18 protein-coding genes, 1 tRNA gene and 1 pseudogene are annotated in these 26,691 nt (G+C 34.2%); 10 read left to right on the forward strand and 10 right to left on the reverse strand.

What is annotated here, in order from left to right:
- Positions 1 to 407 precede the first annotated feature (407 nt).
- The gene (locus ETSB_RS08605) at positions 408 to 1,610 is read right to left on the reverse strand and encodes an amino acid ABC transporter permease (protein ID WP_044107463.1); all 1,203 of its coding nucleotides are present in this window, start codon (positions 1,608 to 1,610) and stop codon (positions 408 to 410) included.
- A gap of 349 nt (positions 1,611 to 1,959) precedes the next feature.
- Between ETSB_RS08605 and ETSB_RS10560 the strand changes: the two genes are divergently transcribed.
- Entirely contained in the window at positions 1,960 to 2,082 is a 123-nt protein-coding gene (locus ETSB_RS10560; protein WP_269763995.1) for a hypothetical protein, read from the forward strand.
- A gap of 876 nt (positions 2,083 to 2,958) precedes the next feature.
- Here ETSB_RS10560 and ETSB_RS10095 read toward each other — a convergent pair.
- From ETSB_RS10095 to ETSB_RS08615, 3 genes are all read right to left on the reverse strand, one after another.
- Positions 2,959 to 3,132 (reverse strand): hypothetical protein, encoded by a 174-nt coding sequence (locus ETSB_RS10095; RefSeq protein ID WP_171816446.1) that lies wholly within the window; start codon positions 3,130 to 3,132, stop codon positions 2,959 to 2,961.
- A gap of 138 nt (positions 3,133 to 3,270) precedes the next feature.
- Positions 3,271 to 3,342 (reverse strand) — tRNA-Lys (locus tag ETSB_RS08610).
- A gap of 147 nt (positions 3,343 to 3,489) precedes the next feature.
- Positions 3,490 to 4,362 carry an aldose epimerase family protein gene (locus tag ETSB_RS08615; RefSeq protein ID WP_044107465.1) on the reverse strand — a complete coding sequence of 291 codons (873 nt, stop codon included), beginning with the start codon at positions 4,360 to 4,362 and terminating at the stop codon, positions 3,490 to 3,492.
- A gap of 451 nt (positions 4,363 to 4,813) precedes the next feature.
- On the opposite strand from ETSB_RS08615, the pseudogene ETSB_RS08620 reads away from it, so the two are divergent.
- From ETSB_RS08620 to tsaE, 3 genes and pseudogenes are all read left to right on the forward strand, one after another.
- Positions 4,814 to 6,004, forward strand: a pseudogene (locus tag ETSB_RS08620) (Coenzyme F420 hydrogenase/dehydrogenase, beta subunit C-terminal domain).
- Positions 6,005 to 6,248: 244 nt separating this feature from the next.
- Positions 6,249 to 7,625 (forward strand): gluconeogenesis factor YvcK family protein, encoded by a 1,377-nt coding sequence (locus ETSB_RS08625; protein ID WP_044107467.1) that lies wholly within the window; start codon positions 6,249 to 6,251, stop codon positions 7,623 to 7,625.
- A gap of 9 nt (positions 7,626 to 7,634) precedes the next feature.
- Positions 7,635 to 8,111: a tRNA (adenosine(37)-N6)-threonylcarbamoyltransferase complex ATPase subunit type 1 TsaE gene (tsaE, locus tag ETSB_RS08630; protein WP_044107468.1), complete on the forward strand. Its 477-nt coding sequence runs from the start codon at positions 7,635 to 7,637 to the stop codon at positions 8,109 to 8,111.
- A gap of 124 nt (positions 8,112 to 8,235) precedes the next feature.
- Here the strand turns inward: tsaE and petG are convergent, their stop codons facing one another.
- Complete coding sequence (petG, locus tag ETSB_RS08635; protein ID WP_044107471.1) at positions 8,236 to 8,349, reverse strand: cytochrome b6-f complex subunit V; 114 nt, start codon at positions 8,347 to 8,349, stop codon at positions 8,236 to 8,238.
- A 181-nt stretch (positions 8,350 to 8,530) separates the two neighbouring features.
- Here petG and ETSB_RS08640 point away from each other — a divergent pair, with 181 nt between their 5' ends.
- Positions 8,531 to 8,854 carry a DUF760 domain-containing protein gene (locus tag ETSB_RS08640; RefSeq protein WP_044107472.1) on the forward strand — a complete coding sequence of 108 codons (324 nt, stop codon included), beginning with the start codon at positions 8,531 to 8,533 and terminating at the stop codon, positions 8,852 to 8,854.
- A gap of 393 nt (positions 8,855 to 9,247) precedes the next feature.
- Here ETSB_RS08640 and ETSB_RS08645 read toward each other — a convergent pair whose 3' ends face one another.
- On the reverse strand, positions 9,248 to 10,606 hold the full coding sequence (locus ETSB_RS08645) for a proton extrusion protein PcxA (protein WP_044107473.1): 1,359 nt from the start codon (positions 10,604 to 10,606) through the stop codon (positions 9,248 to 9,250).
- 74 nt (positions 10,607 to 10,680) lie between these two features.
- Here ETSB_RS08645 and ETSB_RS08650 point away from each other — a divergent pair, with 74 nt between their 5' ends.
- The 3 genes from ETSB_RS08650 to ETSB_RS10970 all read left to right on the forward strand — a co-directional run bounded on the left by ETSB_RS08650 (position 10,681) and on the right by ETSB_RS10970 (position 16,115).
- Positions 10,681 to 12,825 (forward strand): hypothetical protein, encoded by a 2,145-nt coding sequence (locus tag ETSB_RS08650; protein WP_044107475.1) that lies wholly within the window; start codon positions 10,681 to 10,683, stop codon positions 12,823 to 12,825.
- Positions 12,826 to 14,720: 1,895 nt separating this feature from the next.
- A complete protein-coding gene (argC, locus tag ETSB_RS08655) occupies positions 14,721 to 15,779 on the forward strand; it encodes an N-acetyl-gamma-glutamyl-phosphate reductase (RefSeq protein WP_044107478.1) in 1,059 nt (352 codons plus the stop codon).
- Positions 15,780 to 15,971: 192 nt separating this feature from the next.
- Positions 15,972 to 16,115, forward strand: coding sequence for an alpha-amylase family glycosyl hydrolase (locus tag ETSB_RS10970; protein ID WP_145972259.1), 144 nt, complete (start codon positions 15,972 to 15,974; stop codon positions 16,113 to 16,115).
- Between the two features lie 1,093 nt (positions 16,116 to 17,208).
- Here the strand turns inward: ETSB_RS10970 and ETSB_RS08660 are convergent.
- The gene (locus ETSB_RS08660; protein WP_044107479.1) at positions 17,209 to 18,195 is read right to left on the reverse strand and encodes a J domain-containing protein; all 987 of its coding nucleotides are present in this window, start codon (positions 18,193 to 18,195) and stop codon (positions 17,209 to 17,211) included.
- A 467-nt stretch (positions 18,196 to 18,662) separates the two neighbouring features.
- On the opposite strand from ETSB_RS08660, the gene crtH reads away from it, so the two are divergent.
- Together crtH and ETSB_RS08670 are read left to right on the forward strand one after the other, a co-directional pair.
- Positions 18,663 to 20,207 (forward strand): carotenoid isomerase, encoded by a 1,545-nt coding sequence (gene crtH, locus ETSB_RS08665; protein WP_044107480.1) that lies wholly within the window; start codon positions 18,663 to 18,665, stop codon positions 20,205 to 20,207.
- A 1,511-nt stretch (positions 20,208 to 21,718) separates the two neighbouring features.
- Positions 21,719 to 23,410, forward strand: coding sequence for an ABC1 kinase family protein (locus ETSB_RS08670; protein ID WP_044107482.1), 1,692 nt, complete (start codon positions 21,719 to 21,721; stop codon positions 23,408 to 23,410).
- Positions 23,411 to 23,453: 43 nt separating this feature from the next.
- Here the strand turns inward: ETSB_RS08670 and ETSB_RS08675 are convergent, their stop codons facing one another.
- The 3 genes from ETSB_RS08675 to rpsB form a co-directional block, all read right to left on the reverse strand.
- Complete coding sequence (locus ETSB_RS08675; RefSeq protein ID WP_044107485.1) at positions 23,454 to 24,308, reverse strand: hypothetical protein; 855 nt, start codon at positions 24,306 to 24,308, stop codon at positions 23,454 to 23,456.
- A 265-nt stretch (positions 24,309 to 24,573) separates the two neighbouring features.
- The gene (gene tsf, locus ETSB_RS08680; RefSeq protein WP_044107486.1) at positions 24,574 to 25,245 is read right to left on the reverse strand and encodes a translation elongation factor Ts; all 672 of its coding nucleotides are present in this window, start codon (positions 25,243 to 25,245) and stop codon (positions 24,574 to 24,576) included.
- 393 nt (positions 25,246 to 25,638) lie between these two features.
- On the reverse strand, positions 25,639 to 26,475 hold the full coding sequence (rpsB, locus tag ETSB_RS08685; RefSeq protein WP_044107487.1) for a 30S ribosomal protein S2: 837 nt from the start codon (positions 26,473 to 26,475) through the stop codon (positions 25,639 to 25,641).
- Positions 26,476 to 26,691 lie beyond the last annotated feature (216 nt).

Here is a 26,691-nt window from a genome sequence, read left to right on the forward strand (position 1 = left end):
GGTATTTCTACTTCCTATCAATTAGCCTGTGCAAAATCGGTAAGGAAAGTTATAGAAAGAAAAGTATTACACAAACCCTCAGGGTTTTCTGATAACGCCAAATTTTGTTTTAATTGTACTGAAAGAATCGCAGCAACAGTACGAAGTTATAAGATACGAACGGAAGCAAAATCTCATATTCCTGAAGGAACTTCCAGAGATTATTTTAACTATTCAGTAGAAAGAAAGCGAGTTCCTAATGCAATTAATGTTGTACAGAAAAAAGATAATGTAAAGCAGCATTCTCATGCACGCCAAATACTTTAATTAGGGTAGTAAAGTAATCAGAAACAGAGATAATCTCCCGTCAATCAAATTAGCGATGTTAAGATAAGATTTTTCGGTCTGTTTTTGGAGCAAAAATAAATCTAAGTTTTGCTTGTACTTAGTTTTTGTTCTAACTGACGACTCGCTAAGGACATCAAATAACAAAATACCCAATAAATTACAGCAATAAATAAATAAACTTCTGCATAACGACCTATAAACTTAGGGTTAGCTAGAATTGATTGAGAGATTCCTAATAAATCGACTAATCCGACAATAGCTAATAAAGAAGTATCCTTAAATAAACTAATAAATTGACCAACAATAGTAGGAATAACAGCTTTCAATGCTTGGGGCAAGACAATTAATGTTGATACAAAGATTGTATTAAATCCTAATGCTTTGGCTGCTTCTATTTGTCCTTTCGGAACTGATTGTAATCCCCCACGGATATTTTCTGCCAAATAGGCCGAACTAAAGAACGTTAACCCTGCAATCGCTCGAATTACTCGATCAAGGCGTACTTCCATAGGCAAAATCAGAGGTAACATAACCTGAACCATGAAAAGAATACCAATTAAGGGTAACCCGCGAATTATTTCAATATAAGCAATAGATAACCATCGAATTACAAGTAAATCACTTTGTCGTCCCAAGGCTAATAAAACTCCAAAAGGAAAAGATAGTGTAATACTTATAATAGCGGTTAACAGAGTTAGAATTAATCCACTTAAGTCATCCAGTCTAACAGTTTGAAAAAATAGTCCTCCTTGAAGTATCCAGAGAACAACAAAAAAGGTTGATAACCAAATTAATCCTAACCAAGTTTTTAGAGCGTTAAATTTTTGTCCTAACTTTTGTCCCTCCCAACTACTGATAATCAATAAAATTAGTAATCCTAGAAGTAATAAGCTAGACTGAGTACTTACAGGAATAGCTAATAGAAAAAAAAATACTGTTAACAGAGAAAGTAAACTAAGAGTAGCCGTATTAAACAGTTTTATTTTACAGTATATAATTCCCCAAGAAAACCCAGATAAAGTAATAATTATTCCTAGACTTAACCAAGCACGCCACAATAAATTAATGGGATATCTTCCTACAAAAAATAACCGTAAATTTACTTCAATGACTTCCCATTGTGCTTGGTTAAAAGACCAATGAATTAAACTTGAACTAATCCAGTATAAAAAAAGAATACTAATGAAAGTGAGAAGGATGTTATACCACGTACTAAAAAGATTCTTCTTCATCCAAATTAAAAGACTAATATTATACACAGGAGGTAAAACAGAATTAGGCATAGGTTAGTATTAGATAGGATGGTAAACCGATAGTTGGGAATCGGGAACAGAGAATAGTATAAGGGAAAAGATAAAAAAAATGTCAGATATTAATTATTTTAAAGACCTAAAAATTTAGCAAAAAGGTTCGTATATTACCGGAAAGCGCTGTCTTCTCCCTAAAAAACTTCAAAAAGTTCGATATATTATAGGAGTTAACAAAAAAGGAGTGTTGCCATAATTTTGGATAAGATAGCAGAAGGATGTAGAAAACGATATAGGGGAGAATGCATTGGATTTTCTACATGGTGCAAAGTTCTGTTATATAATGATTAACCAGAATTCCTTCAATAACCTGAGAGTGTGTTAGGTGTTTATTATCGAACTCAACAAGAAACTACGCTTAACCATCACCTATCCAGCTAGTAGTGGACAAAATTTAATCAAAATTTTGCGGGTAATTGATTCTTTTGAGTTGACGGTTTATCATTAAGTTACAACTCCTGTTGTTTTAAAAAAAGAAGTGATTGTGTCCTTGTTCTTTTTGTTTTTAGGGAAGAAGCTAAACACAAATTTTTAAAAATATTTACTGTAATCAAACCATACTTACATATCATTCTTCAACCCACTAAGTAGTAATTTGTAAATAAAAGAGGTAGGTATTATAAATCTCTTATGTTATTTTTTATTCATTAGAATATGGTTAATTCTTTTTAATTTAACATGAGAGATTATTTCACCCTATAGTAGTTTATTTTAAAGATTCTTAATTTTATCTGGTCAAGAAAACAACGGGAACATCTACACACATTGTTTCAGAAAAGAGACTAAACCCAAACTTATTAACTACTTGCTCACTCACAGGCATAAAGTCTACTGTATGTAAATATGTCCAGTAATTTTAATTAAATTTGACTTAAAGAATGAGAATTACAAATTGATTGTAATTCTCATTCTTTAAATGTTAATAAAATAATTTTTTCTATGGGTTAGTTTGCTTAGATTTTTATCTTAATTTCACTCCATTATAATTAATATTATTTCTAGTTGATCATACATCAACAATTTTATTCAATGCTATCATTGGTCTAGCTATCGGCAAGAGAAACATATGAGCATACTTTTGATAATACTGGCTAGTCAAATCGGTAATTTTTAAAAATTCTTCTTCTCAGGCTTGACAGATTAAATCCCACCCATGCTCATCATACAACAAGGAATCCCCACAGCCTTCTCTATACAAAGTTGACTTTCTAAACAATTAGAGTCTGTTTGTTTTTAAAAAATCTTGTATTTTTTGCCGAGTTGTTTTGGCGTCTATTTTCAGACTATCAGATTGGATTATTGCGACATTAAATTTTCGTAGACGCTAAATAAAATCTTTTGTAATGTAAGACTTTAGTAAATACCGAGGGACAGTAGTAACTACCATTAATAAAAAACTAGGATTTAAGGTTTGAATAGCAGCATCTAAAGAAGATAGACGAACTGTATAACCAAAAACATGACCGGTTTCAGCTAAATAGATCATAGGTTGAGCCATGGTATTAAGTGTCTTGATTCTGTTGTTCTATAACCACGACTATGTCAACTTATCATATTGACAATTAACTAACTTAACTGGTCTCTGGAATCAATAACTGTCACAGTCAACAAATATTTATTGTCAAGACATAATAAGTGGGTCGCCTGGGATTCGAACCCAAGACCAATCGGTTAAAAGCCGAGTGCTCTACCGCTGAGCTAGCGACCCGCTGTGCCTTATTTACACACTCTCGCAAATGATAACATCGATTTTAGAGAAGTGCAAGCCCTATTGAAGAACTTACCTAAAACCTCTAGGGGATTGACACAGTTAGGGTTAGAAGACACTAGGAAGTTGTGACTTTTTAAAAAACACTTAAATTGATTCGACACTCATTTCAAACATTGCCTCGCAAGTTGTCCCAGGGTCGAGTTCCGTTAGTTTTTTTCCTGTATTCAAGGCATTACGGGGTGCTGTCCAAGGTTCAAGACACACATAATCTTTTCCTTTGAGAGTCCAAAAGACAAAGGTAGAATAGATATCTGACCAACTGAGGACTAATTTTAACTTTCGGTGATTATCAGTCATAGTAGCTAAAGAACGAGTTAAAGACTGAAACCCTACATCGATTTCATCTTGGTCAAAGTTAAAGGTTCCATCATAGGAAACAATCTTTTTGGTCGCTTGATCTTGATATTCTGAGGAGGGAATATCAAAGATAACTTTACTTTTATCAGGAATATAATAGTAAGGGTGAAAGCCAAAAGAAAAAGGCATTTTTTTCTCAGACTTATTAGTATATTTTTGACGAATAATTAAAGAGTTCCCCTTAAGTTCATAGGTAAAATCTAATTGAAACTCGAAGGGATAAACTAGGAGGGTTTGTTTATTACTCTTTAGGGTTATAGTTAAACTAGCACAGTTATCTGTTCCTTGTTGAGTTACTTCCCAGGGTAAATCTCGAGCAAACCCATGTTGTTTAAGAGTGTAAGTTCTGTCGCGATAAATATAGGTATTATCATGAATATTTCCACAGATAGGGAAGAGAATAGGAACTCCACCCCGAATACTCATTTCTGGTTTAGAAAACCGTTCCTTATCTAAGTAGAGAACATCTTGACCTTGGATTTTCCATAGAAGAATAATGCCTCCTCGTTCAGGAACAACTGTTATTTGAGAGATAGCTTCAGAGTCTGAGAGAATATAGGTTAAATATTGCTCTTTTTTGAAAGTAACTGAAAATGCCATAACTTTTATTGTTGACTCACTTTATAAACTAGACTTATGTCAAAAACTTCATTATATAATTAACTGGGAATAAATAAAAGACAAGAACAGGTAAACAGTAAACAAAATCATAATAATTATTATCTCTTTAGAATTAAATTACTTCAGAAGTAAACCATTATTACTTCTATAATTTACACTTTTTATTTAAGTTGAATAAATGGGAAGTGAGGAAAATATCCTGTTACAGAGTTTTAAGAATTACTTTTAGATGAACGGTTAAAAAACTTAGTAAGAATAGTTAAAATTTTTTGAATAAACACTTTAATGGTACGGTATGTTTAGAAGCATTCAAACGTAAAATATCATCAAAACGTTATTTTTTCTTAAAAAGAATTGCCTTTTATAATTATTTTTGCCGTACCCTAAACAATGATTGGTAATATTTCTTCACACCTCTTGCAATCTGTCTATGTCCATTACTCCCCAAAGTAAAGACAAAGTTTTCAAACTCAGAAATAATCGTACGGACAAAGAACTCTGCAGTGAGTGTGGATTATGTGATACTCACTATATCCGCCATGTTTAAAGACACTTGTGCCTTTCTTAACCAACAAATCAGCAAACTTGAAGAGATAGCTCATGGTCGTAGCCACAATTTAAATGACGAAAATGACTGGTATTTTGAAGTTTATCAAGATGTGATAGCCGCGCCCCAAAATAGCCCATCTAGGTATCACAATGGACAGGCATTGTTAGTATCATTGCTTGTGGCATGTTTACTTAAGGATGGGTAGAGGGGGTTGTCTGTCTTCAGAATACCATAGAAGACCGTTTTTAACCCATGTCTGTGATTACTAGGACAACTGAAGAAATTTTAGCTACTAGGATGAATAAACCTAATTTTATCCCGAAAATCTTCTATTTTGGAAGAACTGAAAAAATTCGGGACAAAATTACTATTAGTAATTGGGTTGGGTTGTCAAATTAAAGCGTTATAAGCTGTAAAAAGAAAATTATCTTTGGAAAAATTTTATCTTTTGGGGATTACTTGTGTTTACAATGTAACCGGTAACAAATCAGGAAAATTCCTTGAGACCACGAGTAAATCTACTGAAACCATTGTTAATTATGAATTTATGCAGGACTCTCGTGTTCATTTAAAATACCAAAATGGGTCGATTTTAAAAATTATTTTTGTGATTTCAAAACCAATAAACTGAAAGATATTTTTACTACCTTTGGCATGAGTTGTTTTAATTATATTAATTTTAGACGATTTAGTGGTCGGCTATATAAGGGCATAATTCGGTTCGCAATGAGTTACCGTTTGCAATGACACTAGAGAGAAAATGTTAGGGTTGCTCAAAAACTAACTAGATACTCAAGCCCTAATTTCTAAGAGGGATAGAAAACAGGCAGTATAACAAAGTATTTTTACTTATAAGAAAGAAGTTACTCTGCCCATGTGGGCAGCAAAGTTAATAGGGATAATCGTAGAAAAACTTGGTGTCAAAGGATTAGAGTATGCCGCTTTTCTATGGACTATCATTTAACCCGCAATTATCTTTATGTGAAACGCAACTATCCCCGAAAATTATCTGATCATGTTCCAGAATTTGCTAAGCGAATTCTTTGGCAATTGATATTACTAAAGAATTGAAAATATTTGATTTAGTCACTCAGTAACTTAGTTATTAATTCCACTGCTTAGATCGCACTCAAAGTTCAGTGAGCACATGAGTATTTAAACTTAGCAAACCATCGTTAACGACCTAAAATTTGTCGGCACTAGCCTTAGCCGTTCACTTATATCTGTACTGACGAACATATCTTTTGAGTATTGACATCCGTTACAATGCCTAAAATAGCAATTTTGAAAAAAAGATTTATTTGGTCATTATCCTATGCCCAAGAGCCCTTTAAAACAGGCAATACATAGACTTCAGTCAGAACAAAGAAAATGGGCGGCTGTAGGTCAATATACGCCTAAACAGGTGAATCGATGGTTTAAATGGTTATCTCCTGGCCTCTTGGTCAAACGCTGGTTGCTTATCAGTATCACCGGTCTAATCTTAACTTTTTTAGGGTTAGCTGTTTTTCTTAAGTTAACCCCAGTGTATCGCTTGCTAGAGTGCATCTCTACCCTACTAGAATTTCTGACCACTTATGTTCCTAATTATATTTCTGGTCCGTTAGCGATTTTATTAGGGCTATTTTTACTGTTATGGGGGCAAAGTCGTACCGTAGGATCAATTACCGAAGCATTGCATCCTGAAGGAAATCAAGAACTTGTTGATCGTCTTCTAGCCCACCGTCGTCGAAACCGAGGACCGAAAATAGTAACCATTGGAGGAGGGACTGGCCTTTCAACTCTGTTAAGAGGACTTAAACAATATAGTAGTAATATAACCGCCATTGTCACCGTAACCGACGATGGTGGCTCATCCGGGCGGCTAAGACGAGAAATTGGTGTTCTTCCTCCAGGAGACATCCGCAACTGTGTTGCTGCTTTGGCAGATGAAGAAAAACTTTTAACCGAATTGTTTCAATATCGTTTTCAGGCTGGGGATGGACTCACTGGGCACAGCTTTGGTAACTTGTTTCTTACAGCTTTAACCGACATTACCGGAGACCTAGAACAGGCGATTGCAGCCAGTTCTAAAGTTTTAGCTATACGAGGGAAAGTTTTACCCGCTACCCTTAATGATGTCCGTCTCTGGGCAGAATTAAGTGATGGACGGTTCATTGAAGGGGAATCTAATATTACTGAAGCCAGGGGAAAAATTGAACGTATTGGCTGTATTCCTGCTCATCCTTTAGCTTTACCAGCGGCTATGAATGTTATTAAAGATGCTGATTACATTATCATCGGGCCTGGTAGTTTGTATACAAGTGTGATTCCTAATCTTTTGGTTCCAGATATTAGAAATGCTTTGATTAAAGCAAAGGTTTCCCGGATCTATATCTGTAATATTATGACCCAACCCGGGGAGACTGACGGCTATACTGTTAGTGATCATCTAAAAGCCATTGATCATGTTTGTGAGCAACGGTTATTTGATGCGGTTTTGATTCAACGTAGACCTCCCTCTCCGAAAGCGTTAAAACGTTATGCCCTAGAAAACTGTCATCCTGTTTTTCCTGATCGTGAAGAGGTGGCTAAATTAGGCTGTCGTGTTATTTTAGGTAATGTGATGACCGAGGACGAAATTACCGGAAAGGTTAGCCATGACCCTCAGCGATTAGCTAAAGTTTTGTTACGCTGGTATAGTAGCAAGTAATTTTAATTAATAGTGATTATCGAGTTACCCTCAGCAAAGGCGACCCTAGGCCTAGGAGAGCAATTAGGAAAATTATTACCGGCTCGAACGGTTATTCTACTAGAAGGGAATTTAGGAGTAGGAAAAACTACTTTGGTGAAAGGAATTGGGAAGGGGTTGAACATAAGAGAACTGATTGTTAGTCCTACATTCACCCTCATTAACGAATACACTCGAGGACGGTTACGATTGTATCATTTAGACTTATATCGTCTAGAACCTCAAGAAGTTGAGAAGTTATATCCCGAACTGTATTGGGAATATCAAGAAGTTCCTCCAGGAATTACCGCAATTGAATGGGCGCAACGACTTCCTTATCAACCGTCAGATTATTTAGAGATTCAGTTAATAAACTCACCTAAACTAGTCCGTCAAGCTATTCTCAAGGAGGTTGGGAATCTCTCTTTAAAAGCTAGTTTTTGGGGCAGCTTAGGGCAATTGATATAAGATAAAACCCGAGGAAAAAATAAATGAGGTATCAGGGTAATCAACGATAGTGCTCAACGGATGTTGACCCGCCCTTTTTTCTTTAGCTTATTCTAAAGATTTTTTACATGTTGTTTAAATTAAATTAATCAAGACTAATATTACCGCGTTTGTATTGTAAATAAGCCGCAACAAATAAACCGGCTAAAGTGATGGGGATTAATCCTAAAACAATACCTAACAGTAAGGGTTCAATCACAGTGTTTCTCCTTAATCAGACTTAATAGATCGTTCCCCATTGTACTGGCAATTGAACAATCATAAAACCAGACATAGACAATTATTTAAACTTCTAGACCCCCTGACGTGTAATCACTAAGAGTGTTAAAGTAAAGAACATGTAACCCTGAAAAACAGGCAACCCCCTTTTTGGAGTTCTAATGGCATTTAATTTTGATTTTTTCGCTTCTGAACAAGGAGAACAAGACGCTAACGCTCTCATTCAATACTTACGACAACAGCACCCCGAGGCATTAGCTCGTATAGCTCAATCTGCTAGCCCCGAAATCAGGCAGATCATCACCCAAAACGTACAGGGACTAGTGGGAATGCTTCCATCTGAGGATTTTAACATTCAAGTAACAACAGATAGGGAAAATTTGGCTAATCTTTTAGCTTCTGCTATGATGACGGGCTATTTTTTAGGACAGATGGAACAACGAAAAAACCTAGAAGCTAACTTATCTAATACAGACTCTTTGTAGTCGAATATTTAAACAGTGGACAGTCAACAGACATAAGTTTTTTAAACAGATGACTGCTGACTGATAGCTTATCTATCCTCCTTTTGCAAAACTTCCCATCACTAAGGCAGATAATAAAATTCCAGGGAACAATAAGGCAAACAGTAAAGCAAGTTGACTAATTGTCATTGTTGTTTTCCTCTGATTTAACGTATTGTTCTGTTAATCTAGCCTATTTTTTTAGTAATTTTTGCCTGTTAATTATATTTTAAGCTCGACTTTGATTAAGTTACCCATCGATTGTAATAATACTATGTTTTATTAGTTTTGCCAGTGAAAATATTCTATTTTTAGTTTGGTTTAGATTATCATTTAAAAAACTATTTCTATGATAAAAACATGGAAAGATTGCTTTTACTCATTCATGTTTTTATAAGTCGCCACCGCAGAAGGTGATATACGATTAAGATAACGAAAGATCCAATATTTCAAAACTGTATCTAAGATTACGGGAAAGGTCGCGATAAATAGAAAATTAAACTCTTGATTTTCTGGGAGTCCAAAGTGACGAGAAACTCCTTGTAAAATTACCTCCCATCCGTGGGGAGAGTGAAACCCCACAAACATATCGGTAAAGAGAATAATCAAAAAAGCTTTAGCTGGATCACTTAACCCATAAAGGATTTCATCAAGAAAGGATCTAACCACTTCTATTTCTTTTTTACTAGTTACTATGACTACAAAGAAAGAAACAAAAGAGAAAATATCTGCGAAAATATTGGCAATAGAATCAACTCCCTGATGTCGATATTCATCAGTTATTTCTTCGGCTTTATGTTTAATTTTCTCCCTAATTTTTTCGGGAGAAAATTCTGGTCCTAATCCAATCAGTACTCTAAATCTTAAAGTTTCTTCATAATGTTGTAATTCATTTAACGCTTCTTCCTCTAAATCTCTATTAATGAAAATGACTTGTTGATGGCTTGTAAAATATCTCTCAACAATAGGTGTCAAAAAAAAAGTTTTAGTTAATTGATGGGTAAGTAAAGGAACAATAATCAACAACAAAATAAACTTAATTGATAAAGCAGTTCGGTAGCGAGATTTACGGTATTTAACTAAAACCTCTTCTTCAGTTTCTCCAGATTTAGGATCAATTTCCTGTTTAATTCGGTTGAGGGTATTAATAAAAGATCTCGGAAGTACCCCAATCTTTTTCGAAGCAGAGGCTAAGTTAGAATTATCATTATTTTTTTTCTGGCTAACGGAAGTATTTCTAAATTTACTAAAGTTTTCATTATTGGTAGAACTTAACTGATTTGGATTTATTTTTTCTCCAGGAGCTACTGTTTTATTTTCAACCTCTACTTCTGGATTAATATTAGGAGTTTGATAGTGATTTGTTACCTCATCAATAAACTCAAGCTTGTCAAAAATGACAGAAGTGTTTGTCTCTTGATCCTGATAATCTCGTTGATCTCTTAAATGGAGTTGTTTATCTTGCAAATCAGATATTTTTAAAAAAAAACGACTAGCTTTAAAAAAAGCTAATCCCGTGTTTATTTTTTGTAAATAGCCATTAACTTCTGTTTCAAAATAAGTAATAATGCTTGTTCCATAGTTAGAATTTTCGACAGATACTTTTTTTCCTCCAAAATGTTTGTTTTCAATCTCTTTGATTTTCAAAGCGGATTTATAGGCGCTACTTAATGATTTTTCAGGGATTGCGAAGAACCAATCTGAGGTATTTTGAATGAAGGATTTAAGTTTCATGGGAATAGGAACTTGCAGTCTTAAAATAAGGAGATTGTATATGTCATGTTAACAAATTGAATCAAGGAGTCTGTGTGAATAGTCAACCTCTTTGGATTGAAGGAACAACCCGCAGTGGGAAAACAACTCATCTTGTTAAGGAATTTTGTCATTGGCTCAAGCAAAAACATCATTCCCTTCAAACAATTTCGGTTCCTGATTTCGTTCCTCAAAATTTAGCGTCTTCGCTCTTAATTTTGTCAGCAAACAGTGACAATTCCCGAAAACTTGCCGACAGACTTTCTTTATCTATTCAGGGCAGTTACCCTATTATCTGTAAAACTCCTCTAGGATTTATTACCAAGGAGGTCACCCTTTTTTGGCCACTTCTATTTAAAGAATTAACCTTAAAAGCTCAATTTCCCTTACTATTACGTCCAGAAACAGAACAGGAATTAGCTCTTCAGCTATGGCGGTCACATTTAGAGCTACCTAAGGTTCGACTAACCAGAACCAGTGAGTCTCGCTTTGTCCGTCAAACCTTAGATTTACTACAGCTTACAGGGGCTAGTGGTATTCCAATCGAAGATATCCCCTACATTTTAAGACAGGGTCTACCTGAAGGCGATCACTATAATGATTCCTTAAATAACCCGGAACTTTCTTTAGAATCAGATTGGAAATTGAGAGAAAAGTTGATTTCAAAATGGCAGAATTGGTGTTTGGATAAAGGTTTACTTACCTATGGATTAGTTTATACTCTTTATTGGCGATATCTTCTCCCTAACCCCAGGTATCAACAACATTTGATTAATCGCTACCAAGGTGTTTTTGCCGATGATGTTGATGATTATCCGGCAATAACTAAAAATTTATTCGACTTTCTCCTTGAAAATAGAGTATTTGGGGTGTTCACATACAATTACGATGGACAAGTTCGTCTAGGACTTGACGCTGATCCTCAATATTTATCTAAATTAGCCTCTCGCTGCCGGGTAGAAGTGTTACCTTCTCCTTCAGGACTAGCTGTGGACTGTGGAAAACTCTTAGTGAAATTAGCCACTGATCCCTCAGAAATCAGTAATTTGCCTGGGTATATTTCATCAATTAAAACTATCTCCCGTGCGGACTTATTACGTAAAACTGCACAACTGATTATTGAAGCAATTAAAGTTGACCGAGTTATTCCGGAAGACATCGCTATTATAGCCCCGGGATTAGATGAAATTGCTCGTTATACTCTTATTTCAATTGTTTCAAACGCAGGAATACCTATTAAACCCCTAAATGAACAAAGATCTTTAATTAGTTATTCGATAGTCCGTGCTTTATTATCTTTATTGGGGTTGGTATATCCAGGGTTAGGAAGACTGATTTTGACTGATGATGTCGCTCAAATGTTAACGGTATTGAGTCAACAAACCATAGATGGAACTCAAACTTTAGTTCCGGCGATCGATCCAGTCAGGGCGGGCTTAATTGCCGATTACTGCTACCATATTGATCCGGAATGCCCCAAATTATTATCTATTGAAACTTTTTCTCGTTGGGATCGTCTGGGACATCTTGCTACCAAAGCTTATCAAGTAATTTGTCAATGGATCACCGATAGTCAAACTCTGTTACAAAAGAAACCATTAACTACTCCAGTAACTATCTTAGATTGGGCAATTAAACACTTTGTGATGATCAGGAGTCACATGCCTTACGATCAAATTGCAGCATTACGGAAATTAATGGAAACTGCCCAACATTTTTGGGAAGTTGAGCACCGTTTACATCAATATAATGCCACACCTTCACCGCACCAGGAAACCCTGATTAAGTTTATTCAATTGTTGCGTCGTGGAACAATCACAGCCAATCCTCAACCCGTTCGTTATTTGGGTAAAACACCTGGTTTTGTCACATTGGCAACGATTTTTCAATACCGTTCATTACGTAATTCCCACCGTTGGCAATTTTGGCTAGACGCGTCTTCAATTTTATGGGAGAAAGGGGGAGCATCAGTGTTGTTTGGTGCACCTTTATTTGCACGAGAATGTCCAAGAAGAATGTTGACTCCTGAAGATGAATTTAAAGCTGATAAAGCCCGTTTAGAAAGGATTTTAAGGGATTTGTTGGGACGTGTTAAAGAAAAAATTATTTTATGTCACAGTGATCTCAGCATAAAAGGAACCGAACAAACTGGCCCTTTATTAACTTTGGTTAATAGTTCTTTAGAGTTTATCAGGGAGTAGTTAAGGAGCGAAGAGAAGAGACAAAAGAAATAGGGAGGGCAATGTCGACTACCATAATTGTTAGAAGTTGCAACCCTTTTAATTATTTAGTTGCCATTTAGGATTTCGTAATTAACTAAAATTGTTTTGTTCTTTCTCAGACCTAAGATAATCAAAAGAATACTACGCTCAACTATGTATGCTGGAGGAAACCTTTTATCAAAAAGTAGAAATTTACATAATACTGAACCAGATTGCTATACTATCCTCAAAAAAATAACGATCTAGGAAAACCTCTTCTATTTTATGGATTGTTTTAAAATATTCATTAACTTAAGGTGCATCTACTAACGTATACATTTTTTTTACAGGCTCTAATTATATAGAATAATATGGAAAATATTTCCTAATAATTACTTTTAAAAACTTACTTTTTTCTATATAATTATCTGCTATCACTATTCTATTTAATTCTTGTAAGTACTTTTTAGAAAAAAGTTTTTTTGCTAAAAATTTATATAATTAATTTAACTATTTTGTATTTTTTTATAAAATAAAATTATATAATTTGGGGTTAATTAGTAGGTTGACAAATTTATATATATATGACCATTTGTAGCTTCAGCTTACCATAACAGTTGCTCTTTCTTACATGATACTTCAAGCTTGTATTATGAACTTTAATCTTACTCTATTTACATTAAACAAGCATATATATGCTTCGACTTGTGGATATCTTTTTTATAAATATCAACTTTTAAAAGTCAATATTTCTTATTGAATAAACGCGCATTTTCTAAGTTTTAGTCTCAGACTCTAACAATAATATATGAGGGGGTTTTAAAAAAATATTTTCTTATTGAGTCCCAATTGTCTTTAATATAATTTAATTTTTCTATCCAACAATATCCTCTCAATTCTTTCCACATTTATCCATCTACATAGTCTTAATTCTAACTAGAATACTAATTTTAAACTAGTTTAAAAATCAATAAATATTTTTATATTATTCTTTATTTTAAAATTTTATTTCTTAGATTTGTAACCCCTTCTTTTTGGTGTTTATGAGATTTATTAAAAATATCCTTGATATAAAAAAATATCTCATTACAGAGAATGCACTCTGTTTAAGTGTTAATTCCTAAAATTTTTGCAAAAATGGATATTATTTTTTAGTTTAGGTAAATTAAGATTTGGAGGTGACTAAGCTTTTATAGACATTGTTTTTATCTAGATTATTCCTTTATTATATTGTAATTAAACTACTAAATTTAGTTAATTTACTTTTTTATTTTCTGTCTTTTTTATTGACCTACTCTCTTTCAATATAATTGGTAATTTCTTTACTTTTTATTGCCTGATATTCAAACATAAATATTATGCTATTGTTCTGATTATACATATAACTTTATAGTTGTATTTTAACTTGTATAGTTATTAACTCTATAATTCTACTATTTTTTTAGCTATACTAATTACTATCTAAATCCTCGCTTATTTAAAACGATACTTTCTCTTCTGTACGGATTTAAAATCATCTGCTTAACTACCAATTTATTATACCCAGTCTAAACCCTAAGCTAAAATAGACTGCTTATAAATTATATAATAAGATAACTAGAGGGTATGTAAAGGTAATATGATACTTATATATTTTAAAAGTTCAATAAAATTCAAAAACAATTTTTTAAAAAAATCTAGTAATGAGGATATCGTCAATTTTAATAAAAATAACTTACTACCTATTCAATAATTTTAAAAATAAATTTATTGATTCAACTTTTATTGAAGTGATGCATTATCTTTTAAGACTAAGCGAGAAGCTTCAACAATTTTTTCGATTCAAGAGAAAGATTTGAGACTACAATAACCAATGTGAGATAGAGACGGTGGCTTAACTCTAGGAAGTAATATTTATGGATGAATCAGAGAAAATACCAGTCGGAATTATTGGAGCTTCAGGGTACGGTGGTATACAACTGGTGCGGATATTACTAGAACATCCAAACATAGATATCGTCTATCTTGGAGGCATTAAAAGTGCAGGAAAACTCTATTGGGATCTTTATCCCCATTTAGTACATCGCGTTGATCTGACTATCGAACCTATTGACATAGATGTGGTAGCTTCCCGTTGTAAAGTAGTATTTTTGGGACTTCCAAATGGGCTAGCTTGCGAGCTAGCCCCCCAATTACTGGTAAAAGGTTGTAAAGTCCTAGATCTGTCTGCAGACTATCGTTTTCGTAATTTAGACACCTACACTGCATGGTACAACAAGAATCGCACTGATCACGAAACCGCCATGCAATCTGTCTATGGGCTTCCTGAATTGTACCAAGAAGAAATTAAATCTACTTCTTTGGTGGGATGTCCTGGATGTTACCCTACAGCAAGTTTGATGGCTTTATCTCCTCTCCTCAAACAAGGCTTAATTATTCCTGAGACTGCCATTATTGACGCTAAGTCAGGAACATCAGGGGGAGGCCGGCAAGCTAAAACTCATCTCTTACTCGCAGAAGCAGAGGGTTCGTGTATGGCTTACGAAGTGGCTAAACATCGCCACACACCAGAAATAGAACAAATTTGTTCTGATTTAGCCGGACATGAAGTTCGGGTTCAGTTTACCCCCCATTTACTTCCTATGGTTCGAGGTATTCTGGCAACGGTTTATGCATCTCTAAGAGATCCTGGGCTAGTTAGAGATGATATTCTGACCATTTATAGTGCATTTTACCGTTCTTTCCCCTTCGTAAAAATTCTTCCTCACGGTATTTATCCTCAAACTAAATGGGCCTGGGGAACTAATCTTTGTTATATTGGAGTTGAAACAGATCCCCATACTGATCGCGTCATCGTTATGTCTGCTATTGATAACATAGTCAAGGGTCAAGCAGGACAGGCAGTGCAGTGCTTGAACTTAATGATGGGTTGGGATCAAACCCTAGGACTACCTCAATTGTGTTTTTATCCCTAACTAGAAACAAGCAATAGCAACAATTGTAGTTTTCTATTGACTTTAACAATGTCGATTTTTATTCCAGATTTAGTTGAATATGCTATGTATTCTTGCGAAGAAAGTCCTTTCCTATCAACAATGCTTATTGAATGCTACCTTGGGAAATTGGGATGTCCCTCCAACTTTTTAAGGATATAAAGGGGGAATCTTTTGGAAGTCATTCATAGACTTTATTCTTTACAGGACTTAGGTATTACTGCTTTATGTTTTAATTCTATTTTTCAGTATGCTAGTAATTATGATTATCACATCCATGATTACTATACAGTTGATACCCTTTTGGGTGAAAATTAAGCTTTGAAAAACTTATATAAAGGAGTAGATGAACGTAACTTTAAAGTCATCTTAGATGGGGTTGTTAACTGTACCAGTCGGGGCTTTTTCTCTTTAATTAAATCTTAAAAAACGGACCTAATTCTCCTTGTTTAAATTAGTTTAAAATCGTCAGTTGACTATTATCTATTTATAATGGCAATTTATCGGTAAATTACCTCTCTTATATTAATTTTAGTTAAAGTGCTTCCTTATTTCATACAATAAAATTTAAACAACTGTCTGTTTTATATCTAGATAATATATTTATTGTTATTTACAATAATTAAGGAATAACATCGATAAAATCGATTTAATGGAATTTAACATCAATCCAGTGATTGGATTCCATAAAGCAAGAATTGTTTTAGCTGTAGGTTTGTATTCATAGGCTTCTACTGAAATGTCGTTGGCAGTGATTAAGTAAATATATTTTTTGCCGATGTCTAATATATATTAATATAGTGACAATTTGATTTAGTATGTTTGTTGTAATACTTAAAAATTTGGTAAAGAAAATATTCAACAGGTTTCCCTTAAGAAAGAAATTACATCTTATATCAAAATAATTTAATTGTTTATCACTTTTTTATCTTGACTATTGGATGTCTTTGATCTATATAGTAGAGTCGTTGTAGAGTGTCCAACTAACATAAATGGGGGTAAGCCTTAGCTTCTACACGGAAGCACCATATTCCACAATGTCTTAGCATTGAAATAGAAGTGTGGTCAGGGCTTGAGACAAAGCTATAGAAGCTGGAATAGAATAAGTATAACCAACGCTTGGAAACAGGCTAAGAAATCAAAGGGCGAACCTCGAGTTTAGGACAGTGGGGATACATATCTCTAGATTAGGACAGACAGTCGACAATGCTAAGAAACCAGAAAAGGGTAGAAGAGTTTTCATAGTAGTTAACAACCTACACATTTACAGCTAGCTGATCAATAGTTTGTAGTTTTAACTTTGGAGGTGTTTAGATAAGAGTAAATAAAAGATAATTTCTTATCTAGAAAAGACCACTGGAACAGCAAGGGAGCCCCTGCTATCCCCTTAGGTAGCTCGTCGGGAAAAATATCAGGAATAAAATCGTGATTTGAACCATTGTTGAACTAAACCAAGTTTTTGAGAATTCCTCTGCTGACGCAGTTGGTATTCTTTGTAAGCGCCATTAATACGGGCTGTAATATAATGAGCTAGGGGATGTTGAGTTCGATCAGGATGCCAAAGACGAATTAAACCCCTATAAGTTTGCTCAACTTGCAACGAAGTGGGGAAAGGATTAAGGTCTAGAACTTTCCACCAAGGAGATGACTCATCAAAAAACGCACGATGAAGGTGGAGAGGATATTCACTCACAATAGGTTGCAACCGTCCCCAAGATGTTCCATAGAACACCTGATAAATAGTCTTAAGTTTACTTAACCCTAGACGTTCTGTAGCTTGGTGGTGCCATTGCCGAAACCTATCGATAGTTTCTTGGTTCCAAAAAGACTGATCCTCTTTGGCTAAAGATTCTAGGATTAATTTTGGAGTTCTTTGAGGTTCAGGCAAACTCCATAACCAGAATAATTCTGGGACAACTTGGGTGGCGAGAGGAAAATTTTTCCATTCCCAATAATTAACCCCAGGTGTGGCTAATCTTTGGCGGTAAAAAATATACCACCCTTTCTCCCAGATACACGCTAAAGGAGTCATAAGAGGGCTAGCTAAAGGATAAGCTTGTCCACGCAAAGAACTTTGGGGAGCATCTTCCAATAAACAAGTTAAAGGAGTCATAAGAAGACTAGCTAAAGGATAAGCTTGTCCACGCAAAGAACTTTGGGGAGCATCTTCCAATAAACAAGTTAAAGGAGTCATAAGAGGACTAGCTAAAGGATAAGCTTGTCCACGCAAAGAACTTTGGGGAGCATCTTCCAATAAACAAGTTAGTCGTTTAAATTGGCTATTAAGACCTTTACTTGAAGACTTAGACGAAGATAATAGCAAACAAATACCACAAAAAATAAGGGTTAAAAGCAATAAATTTTGGAGTAAATCTCCAACAAACGTTAAAAAATTCATGATCAGGTAATCAATAATCTTCAACGCTCGTAAAAAAAGACGAGCAAGAAATATTCTTAACTTTATATCATAATTTAACCTTGGAAAATTACCAAAAATATGATTGACAAAGATTGCGAAATATTAATACTAAATCAAATTGTCATTTCTATTTGTGATGATAATTGCTAATATCAATTTTATTTTAAAAATTATAAAAATTCCTAATAAATCTTCTTATTAAGACTATATTGTAAGTTGTATCACTATCTATAGTGATAGCTTGAAAGTCCGCTAAAACTAAGATTATAAAGTTTATTTTTCTATATATCTAATATATTTTTGGCAAAAATTAGCAGATGGAATTGTTCAAAAAATTGAGGACGTTTACCCTATTCTTTTACTTATCTTTTGCTCCTTTGACAAGATAAACTAGAAAAGTCAATAAATTGTTATCGTAACTGAAGGATATGGAGCAGAAAAAAACAATGATCGCACAAAGCGAGTCTTCAACGATGGTATCTACAAGCAGGGGGAAGACTCCGGACTATGATGTCATTGTAATTGGCTCAGGAATCGGAGGGTTAGTAACTGCCACTCAATTAGCAGTCAGGGGAGCAAAAGTCCTAGTATTAGAACGGTATTTAATTCCTGGAGGAAGTGCGGGATATTTTGAACGGGAAGGATATCGCTTTGATGTGGGTGCGTCTATGATTTTTGGGTTTGGTAGCAAAGGAACGACCAACTTACTTACTCGCGCCCTAGAAGCCGTTGACGTTAGTCTGGAAACAATTGAAGATCTTGTACAGATTCATTATCATTTACCTCAAGGATTAGACCTAAAAGTTTATCGAGACTATGAAAAATTTATAGAAGAATTAATCACTAAATTTCCGCAAGAGAAAACAGGAATTCGCCGTTTTTACGATGAATGTTGGAAAGTCTTTAACTGCCTCAATACCATGGAGTTACTTTCCTTGGAAGAACCTCGTTACTTAACACGGGTCTTTTTCCAGAATCCCATGTCCTGTTTAAAGTTGATTAAATATTTACCACAAAATGTGGGAGAAATTGCCAGACGCTATGTCAGTGATCTCCAACTATTGAAATTCATTGATATGGAATGTTACTGCTGGTCAGTGGTTCGGTCCGATCTCACCCCAATGATCAATGCAGGGATGGTATTTTCTGACCGTCATTATGGAGGTATTAATTATCCTAAAGGAGGAGTAGGACAAATTGCCCAGAAATTAGTGGAAGGACTTGAAAAAGTAAAGGGAAAAGTTCAGTATAAAGCTAGAGTCACTAAAATTTTGCTAGAAAAGAAAAAAGCGGTGGGCGTAGAATTAGCCAATGGCCAACAATATTTTGCTAAGCGTATTGTTTCTAATGCCACTCGTTGGGATACTTTTGAAAAATTATTGACTCCAAAAGTAATGCTGGCTAAGGAAAACCGATGGAGAAATCGTTATCAAAAATCCCCCAGTTTTCTTAGTTTACATTTAGGGGTAAAGGCTGATTTATTGCCTCCTCAAACCGAATGTCATCACGTTTTGTTAGAAAATTGGGACAAAATGGAAGCTGAACAGGGAACGATTTTTGTTTCTATTCCCACGCTTCTTGATCCGAGTTTAGCTCCTCGTGATCATCATATTATCCACACCTTTACCCCAAGCTGGATTAAAGGATGGCAAGGACTTTCTACTAGAGAATACCAAAAACAAAAAAAAAGAGCTACTAATGATTTAATTGGAAGATTAGAAAAAATTTTTCCAGGTTTAAGTCAAGCTTTGGACTATCAAGCAGTGGGAACCCCCCGAACTCATCGAAGGTTTTTAGGACGAGATGACGGAACCTATGGACCTATTCCAAAGCGAAAATTAGCAGGGTTGTTGGGAATGCCTTTTAACCAAACTGCGATCACTGGACTTTATTGTGTGGGAGACAGTACTTTTCCTGGACAAGGGTTAAATGCAGTTGCTTTCTCGGGGTTTGCTTGCAGCCATCGTATTGCCGTTGATCTAGGTTTGTAAAACTTGTCCTGAAAACCTATTCTATGGCGCGTTGAGTTCTTGTCATGATTGAAGTGCAAATACAATTGAATCTAACTAAAAATTTCTTAGTGGACTAGACATCCAATAAAAATAAGTGGAGCAAAAAACTATTTTAAGTTATCAGCGAATGGTTAACAGCCAACGGTGACTCATTAATGATCACTGTTTATCTCCGAATTGTTTATTCAACTTCTAGAAATATGGTAGTACTTAAATACTATATGATAAAAAATTATGTAATTTATAACAATACATTATTTATTCTATTTAAACCATTGCTGATTAAAAGGTAACACCGTCAAATACTGCTCCCATTCTTACTAAGATAGATAATTAGCAACTATTCGAGTTTCTAAATAAATATTGTCATAGTTAACATTTCAACTTTGGATTGACAAACCAATCCTAACTACTAAAAGTGAGGGCAATTATTAGGTTTTCTCAAACCATCAATGATATCTTAACACACAATTTTACTGATATGTTGGAGGAATAATTTTCAAGAAACCCCTATATTTTAGGGAAAAATTAAGGTGATTACAATAGAGAAAATTTAATTTCCATTTAATTGAATAGTAATCGCTTGTAACTTTAATTACTGTAAATAATCTATCACCGGTAATTTATCTTTCAAAAATCATTATACTAATTACTCTTTAGTATGAATATCTGTAGTCTTCAATATAAAAGTACATATTTAAATTTGAGTAGATAATAACCCGTAAACAACTTGTGTATAATAAACAACAAATAAATAATATTGATCCGTTTTTATTGGGTATAAAATTCGCAATATTTTAACTGTTGTAAAAAATAATTGTAATTTTCTGGTAACAAAAATTAACCAATTATGTTCTTAAAGAGCAATCATATAAAACAAAAGTTATTAACTAGATAAAAGAAAGAAATCTACACTTAGAAGATAAAATATTAAAATTGAAAATATTAACGTTTTATCTTTACTTTAACTAATTTTTAAAAATTAATTGAAGAGATAAACAAGTTTTCATAAAAAATATAAATTATAAAATTTGGAGGTCAGCTTTAATCGGCTACTATCGGAGAGTAAAACTACTAACTTGACTTCTTAAGAATCTATTAATAGATACTAATTTCATGAAAAAATATTCGATATATCTAGTATTTTAAAAAAATTTTAATACTTATGTTCTCCTAGAAAATACACAAAAATTATATAAAAAATCCTTAAACTATAATTACATTACGCAATTTTAGGTTTTTTTTATTTAATAATATTTATTATCTTAGCAATAAAATTTTTATATATTTTTTAAGTTTTTTCATAGATAAAAATTGTGTATTTTGGTAGAAAATAATTGCTCTTATTAACGTAGGGTTAACTATATTACAAGAAATAGTAGAATTACTTAATGACACAATTAAAATAACTCATGAATTAATAGGTAATCTTGAAGACGGTATAATTGTTGTAAGATTAAGTCGTTACTTAATAGCTATCTTCGATTTTTATGCTTACCCAGAGAGTATTGTATAAATCGCCACGTTGGCAACGCTCTAAACTTTCTCCTATGATGCGTCAATGGGAGATTTTAGGGTTTAGTTTTAAATTTTTTCTAGGGTTAGGATGGGATAAACTGATTCGGAATAATTCCTCTAAACGTAGACATAAACGTGCAAGATGGTTGGTAAAAAACTTGTTAGAATTAGGTCCAACATTTATTAAAATCGGTCAATCTCTTTCTACCCGTGTTGATATTATTCCCTTTGAATATATTCAAGAATTGAGTCAATTACAAGATCGGGTTCCTCCTTTTAATTCTGATGAGGCAATCAAAGTAATAGAAACTGAACTGGGTAAGTCAATTAATGAGTTATTTAAGGACTTTAAGTCAATCCCCCTAGCCTCAGCAAGTTTAGGACAAGTTCATCGCGCTAAATTGTATACAGGACAAGAAGTTGTTGTTAAAGTTCAACGGACTGGATTAGAAAAAATTTTTAATTTAGATTTTGAAATTATACATCGTTTAATTCGTTTACTTAATCGCTATCTTTCTAATTTAAGACAATATCAACTCGAAGCAATTTACAAAGAATTTTTTGAGCTTTTATTTCAAGAAATAGATTATATTCGTGAAGGTAAAAATGCCGAGCGGTTTCGAAAAAACTTCAAACACTACTCGCAAATTAAAGTGCCTAAAGTTTATTGGAAATATACTACTAAAAATATCTTAGTATTAGAATATCTCCCAGGAATTAAAGTAGATGATCGTACTACTTTAAAGGATAGCAGAATTAATTTGGATAGTATCATCCAACTAGGAATTTGCTCTTATCTAAAACAATTATTAATTGATGGTTTTTTTCAATCAGATCCCCACCCTGGAAATATGGCTGTAAGTCAAAGAGGGGAATTAATTTTTTATGATTTTGGTTCTATGACAGAAGTTAAATTGATGGACAAAGAACAAATGATTCAAACCTTTTTTGCCGTCTTAAAAAGAGATACGGATAAAGTAGTTGAAACTTTAGTCTATATGGGGTTAATTGAACCCTTGAAAGACATGAGTGCTATCAAACAGATTGTTGGATTTATCTTGGAAAATTTTCGAGATAAACCGGTAGATGTTAAAGCATTTGAAGTTATTAACGATGAAGTGTATTTAATGTTCAAAAAACAACCCTTTCGTTTACCGCCTCAGATGACGTTTATTATTAAATCTTTAACTACCCTCGATGGTATTGCCCGTGCACTAGATCCTCAATATAATTTCTTAACAGCAAGCAAACCTTTTGTCAAAAGTATTGCCTTAAGTAATGGACAAGGAATAGTTATTAGTGCCATAGCTCAACAAGCAAAAGACTTTATTAAAAAAACCTGGCAAAATCCCAACTCAACTAATCGATTAATGCAAAGGCTGGTGCAAAAATTTGACCAAGAGGAACTGCAATTTCGGATTCGTTATCTAGAAGAAAATAAAAAAAACTTTAAACTCATTAGTTTAGGGATTAAGTGTTTGATTTATACCTGTTTAACAGGATTTACTTTGTTATTAACTTTGATATTAGTCATCTCCACATATTTTAAATTAGCTGTGGTTGGTTTTGGCTTATCAGGGTTATTTGGCTTATTTTTTTTGCGTTCCATAATTACCTTGATGAATCAGGAAAAAATTAACAATGTTTTTGATCACAAAAGTTAGCTCATCAACTTTTTTATTTTGTGTTTTTCTTAATGTAGAATCACTATTCATGCCAACTCGAACGCCAAGCAGTTTCGGCCTCTACTCTTGCGTATTCCTGTTGCGCCTGACGATAACTTTGATGTATTTTTTTAATTTTTTCTAAACCCTTACGAATTTCTTTACGTTTCAGACTTAAAGTTGCATTAGCAAAGACGATTTCTGATAATTGTAACTGAATAGCAGAAAATCTAGTAATTTCCGATTCAGATTTTTCTTCTTTTTCCTTTGTTTCTCGATTAGTCTCCACCAACAAATTAATGATGTTAGGTGTTCTCCCAGCAGATACTTCTCCTTCTTCAGCTTTAAAAGCCATTTCTAATAACTGAGGAGGCAAATTGGGAGAGATGATTTGAGCTTGCTGCAAATAATTATTAGCTTTTTTAGAAAGACTTTCTAAAGTGTCATTAATTCTCTGTTCTATAGTCTTACACCAGTTCACTAACTCTTCAGGATTTTCAATTTTTAAAACTTGAGATTCTGGATCTACTTCTGAATCATCTATCTTAGATGAAGGTTCTTCTAATTCAGATAACAATACTATTTGCTCCTTAACGGTAGCCTGTAGAACAGAAGAAGAGGTTTCTGAATGAAATTCAATTTCATATTGAATTTCTTGACATAATTGACGTAAATTATTTTGTAGGGTTTCCCTTTGACTAAAAGATAATTTTAAAAATTGTTCAGGGTAAATTTGAGTACAAATATGATAGCAAGCTAAAATTAATTGTTGTTGAGCCGAATTACTTAAAGATTTTAAGTAATTACTATAAAGTATATTTAATTCAAGTGCAAGTTCCTTAGTTTTTTCTTCAAAGACTTTCAGATCTTGTCTAATTTGCTGGAGAGATTTGGGCATAATTTAAGATTGATTTAGATAACTTTCTAACTAACAGTTTACTTAATAAATTTACGATTAATGTCAAAAAGGCAAAAGTTTAGCAATATTGCTCTTTCTTTTGCCTTTTACAAAAAGTCTACATAAAAAGAAGACTATCCTTTCTTTTCCCTTTTTTGGAGAGAGTCTTTAATATATTTCAGCTTCAGCTGACGGAGTCGACTTTCTTTCTGTAGAAGTTCCTAGTTTTTTGGGAAACTTCTTCGACTTTCTCTTCTACTATAACTTATAGCTCAGAACTTATTTGACCAGTTTGTTCTGCTACCTCTTTAGCAAAATTAATTTCCACTTTTTCAATTCCTTCTCCAAGAACAAAGCGAGTAAAACGGCGGACTTGAATATTTTCCCCTAGTTGAGAAATAGTTTGTTTAATCAATTCTTCAATATCAATGCTTTGGTCGCGAATATAGGGTTGGTTCATCAAAGATAATTCTTTGATACGTTTGTCAATACGTCCTTGAACAATCTTTTCCTTGATGTTGTCAGGTTTATTAGCTAGGTCATCTCGCCCCATCTCGATTTCTTTTTCCTTAGCGATGATGGTTTGCGGAATATCTGCCCCTCGAATATACTCCACATTAGGACAAGCGGCAATTTGCATAGCCACATTGCGAACAAGATTTTTAAATTCATCTCTGCGAGCAACAAAGTCAGTTTCGCAATTAACTTCTACGAGAACCCCAATGCGGCCTCCCGTATGAATATAACTTTCTACTAGTCCTTCTGCCGTTTGTCGTCCAGATTTTTTCTCGGCTGAGGTGATCCCTTTTTGCCGTAGCCATTCTATGGACTTAGTTATATTGCCTTGGTTTTCTCGAAGTGCTTTCTTGCAATCCATCATGCCAGCACCTGTCTTTTCTCGAAGCTCTTTAACCTGTTTTGCTGAGATTTCCGTCATGTTAACTTTATGTTCCTAATGCTTTAACTGTAATGACTTGAACCGCTAAGATTAAACTGTAGTTGCCGTCTCAGATCCTCAGCAACATCACTTCTGCTAAATCCCTTCCATCGAACGAATTAGTGTTTCGATATTTGGATTTCCAGACTGATTAGGTTTTCTTGATCATTTTTCCAAATTACCCTGTTGGCTTTAGTGTTAGGCTTAATTGGTTGAGTGACCTTCAGTAGGTGTTTTTTTACCCGTCTTAGAATCCTATCACAAGTCACACTCTACAATTTATCTTTAATCATAAGGAAATTCGGTAGTGCTTATTTTATTTAATCAGAATGGCGGGAGATGTCTAGATATTGCATAGACATCCCGTAAACTTAGTCCTAAAATGAAGCGAATTTACTCCTCTTCTTCATGATTCGTTTCAGCAATGATCTCTTGTGGATCTACACCTTCTGTTTGATCCTCTTCTCTTTCATAATCATCATAGTCTTCATAATCATCTCCGTCGAGGTTTTCTTCGAACTCCTCGTAATCCCCTTGGGAACTAAGTTCACCATGACGACCTTCATAAATAGCATCAGCTAATTTACCTAGAATCAGCTTAATCGAACGAATAGCATCGTCATTAGCCGGAATAGGAATATCAGCAAAGTCAGGATCACAGTTAGTATCTAGAAGAGAAATAATGGGAATTCCTAGTTTTTGGCACTCAGAAATGGCATTGTATTCCCGTCGCTGATCGACAATGACAACCACATCGGGAGGTTTGCGCATCGTTTTAATCCCACCTAGGTACTTATCGAGTTTCCCTAGTTCTCGTCGTAACATCGAACCTTCTTTTTTGGGACGGCGAGCTAGGTTTCCATTAGTTTCCATAAACTCTAATTCCTTGAGGCGTTCAACCCGGGTTTTTATGGTTTCCCAGTTTGTGAGCATTCCTCCTAACCAACGTTGGTTAACGTAATTTGCTCCACAACGAAAGGCTTCTTGAGCAATAATCCCAGCTGCTTGACGTTTAGTTCCCACAAAAAGAAACCGCTTCCCTTTACTTGAAGAGATACGTACATATTCGTAAGCATCTTCCATTAATTGGGCGGTTTGTACTAAATCTATAATATGAACCCCATTACGAGCTGTGTAAATATAGCGGTCCATTTTGGGGTTCCAGCGGCGGGTTTGATGACCGAAGTGTACTCCAGACTCTAGCAATTCTGCAAGGGAAACAACTGACATGTTTAACTTTCTCCTATTCGGGTTTATCCTCCACTCAGATGGATTTCTCACAAGAAACACCCGAAGTTCTGAATGTGCGATATGTTTACTGCACTCTGACTATATCACATTTTATATCTAAATCTCGGGTGTACTCTCAGAAAATATTTAGTCTGTAACTTCAGTAAAGTTACAGACTAAATAATGGTGGTGGTCGCGATATCAGTGGAAAATTAA

This window comes from cyanobacterium endosymbiont of Epithemia turgida isolate EtSB Lake Yunoko (genome assembly GCF_000829235.1).
Classification (GTDB): domain Bacteria; phylum Cyanobacteriota; class Cyanobacteriia; order Cyanobacteriales; family Microcystaceae; genus Rippkaea.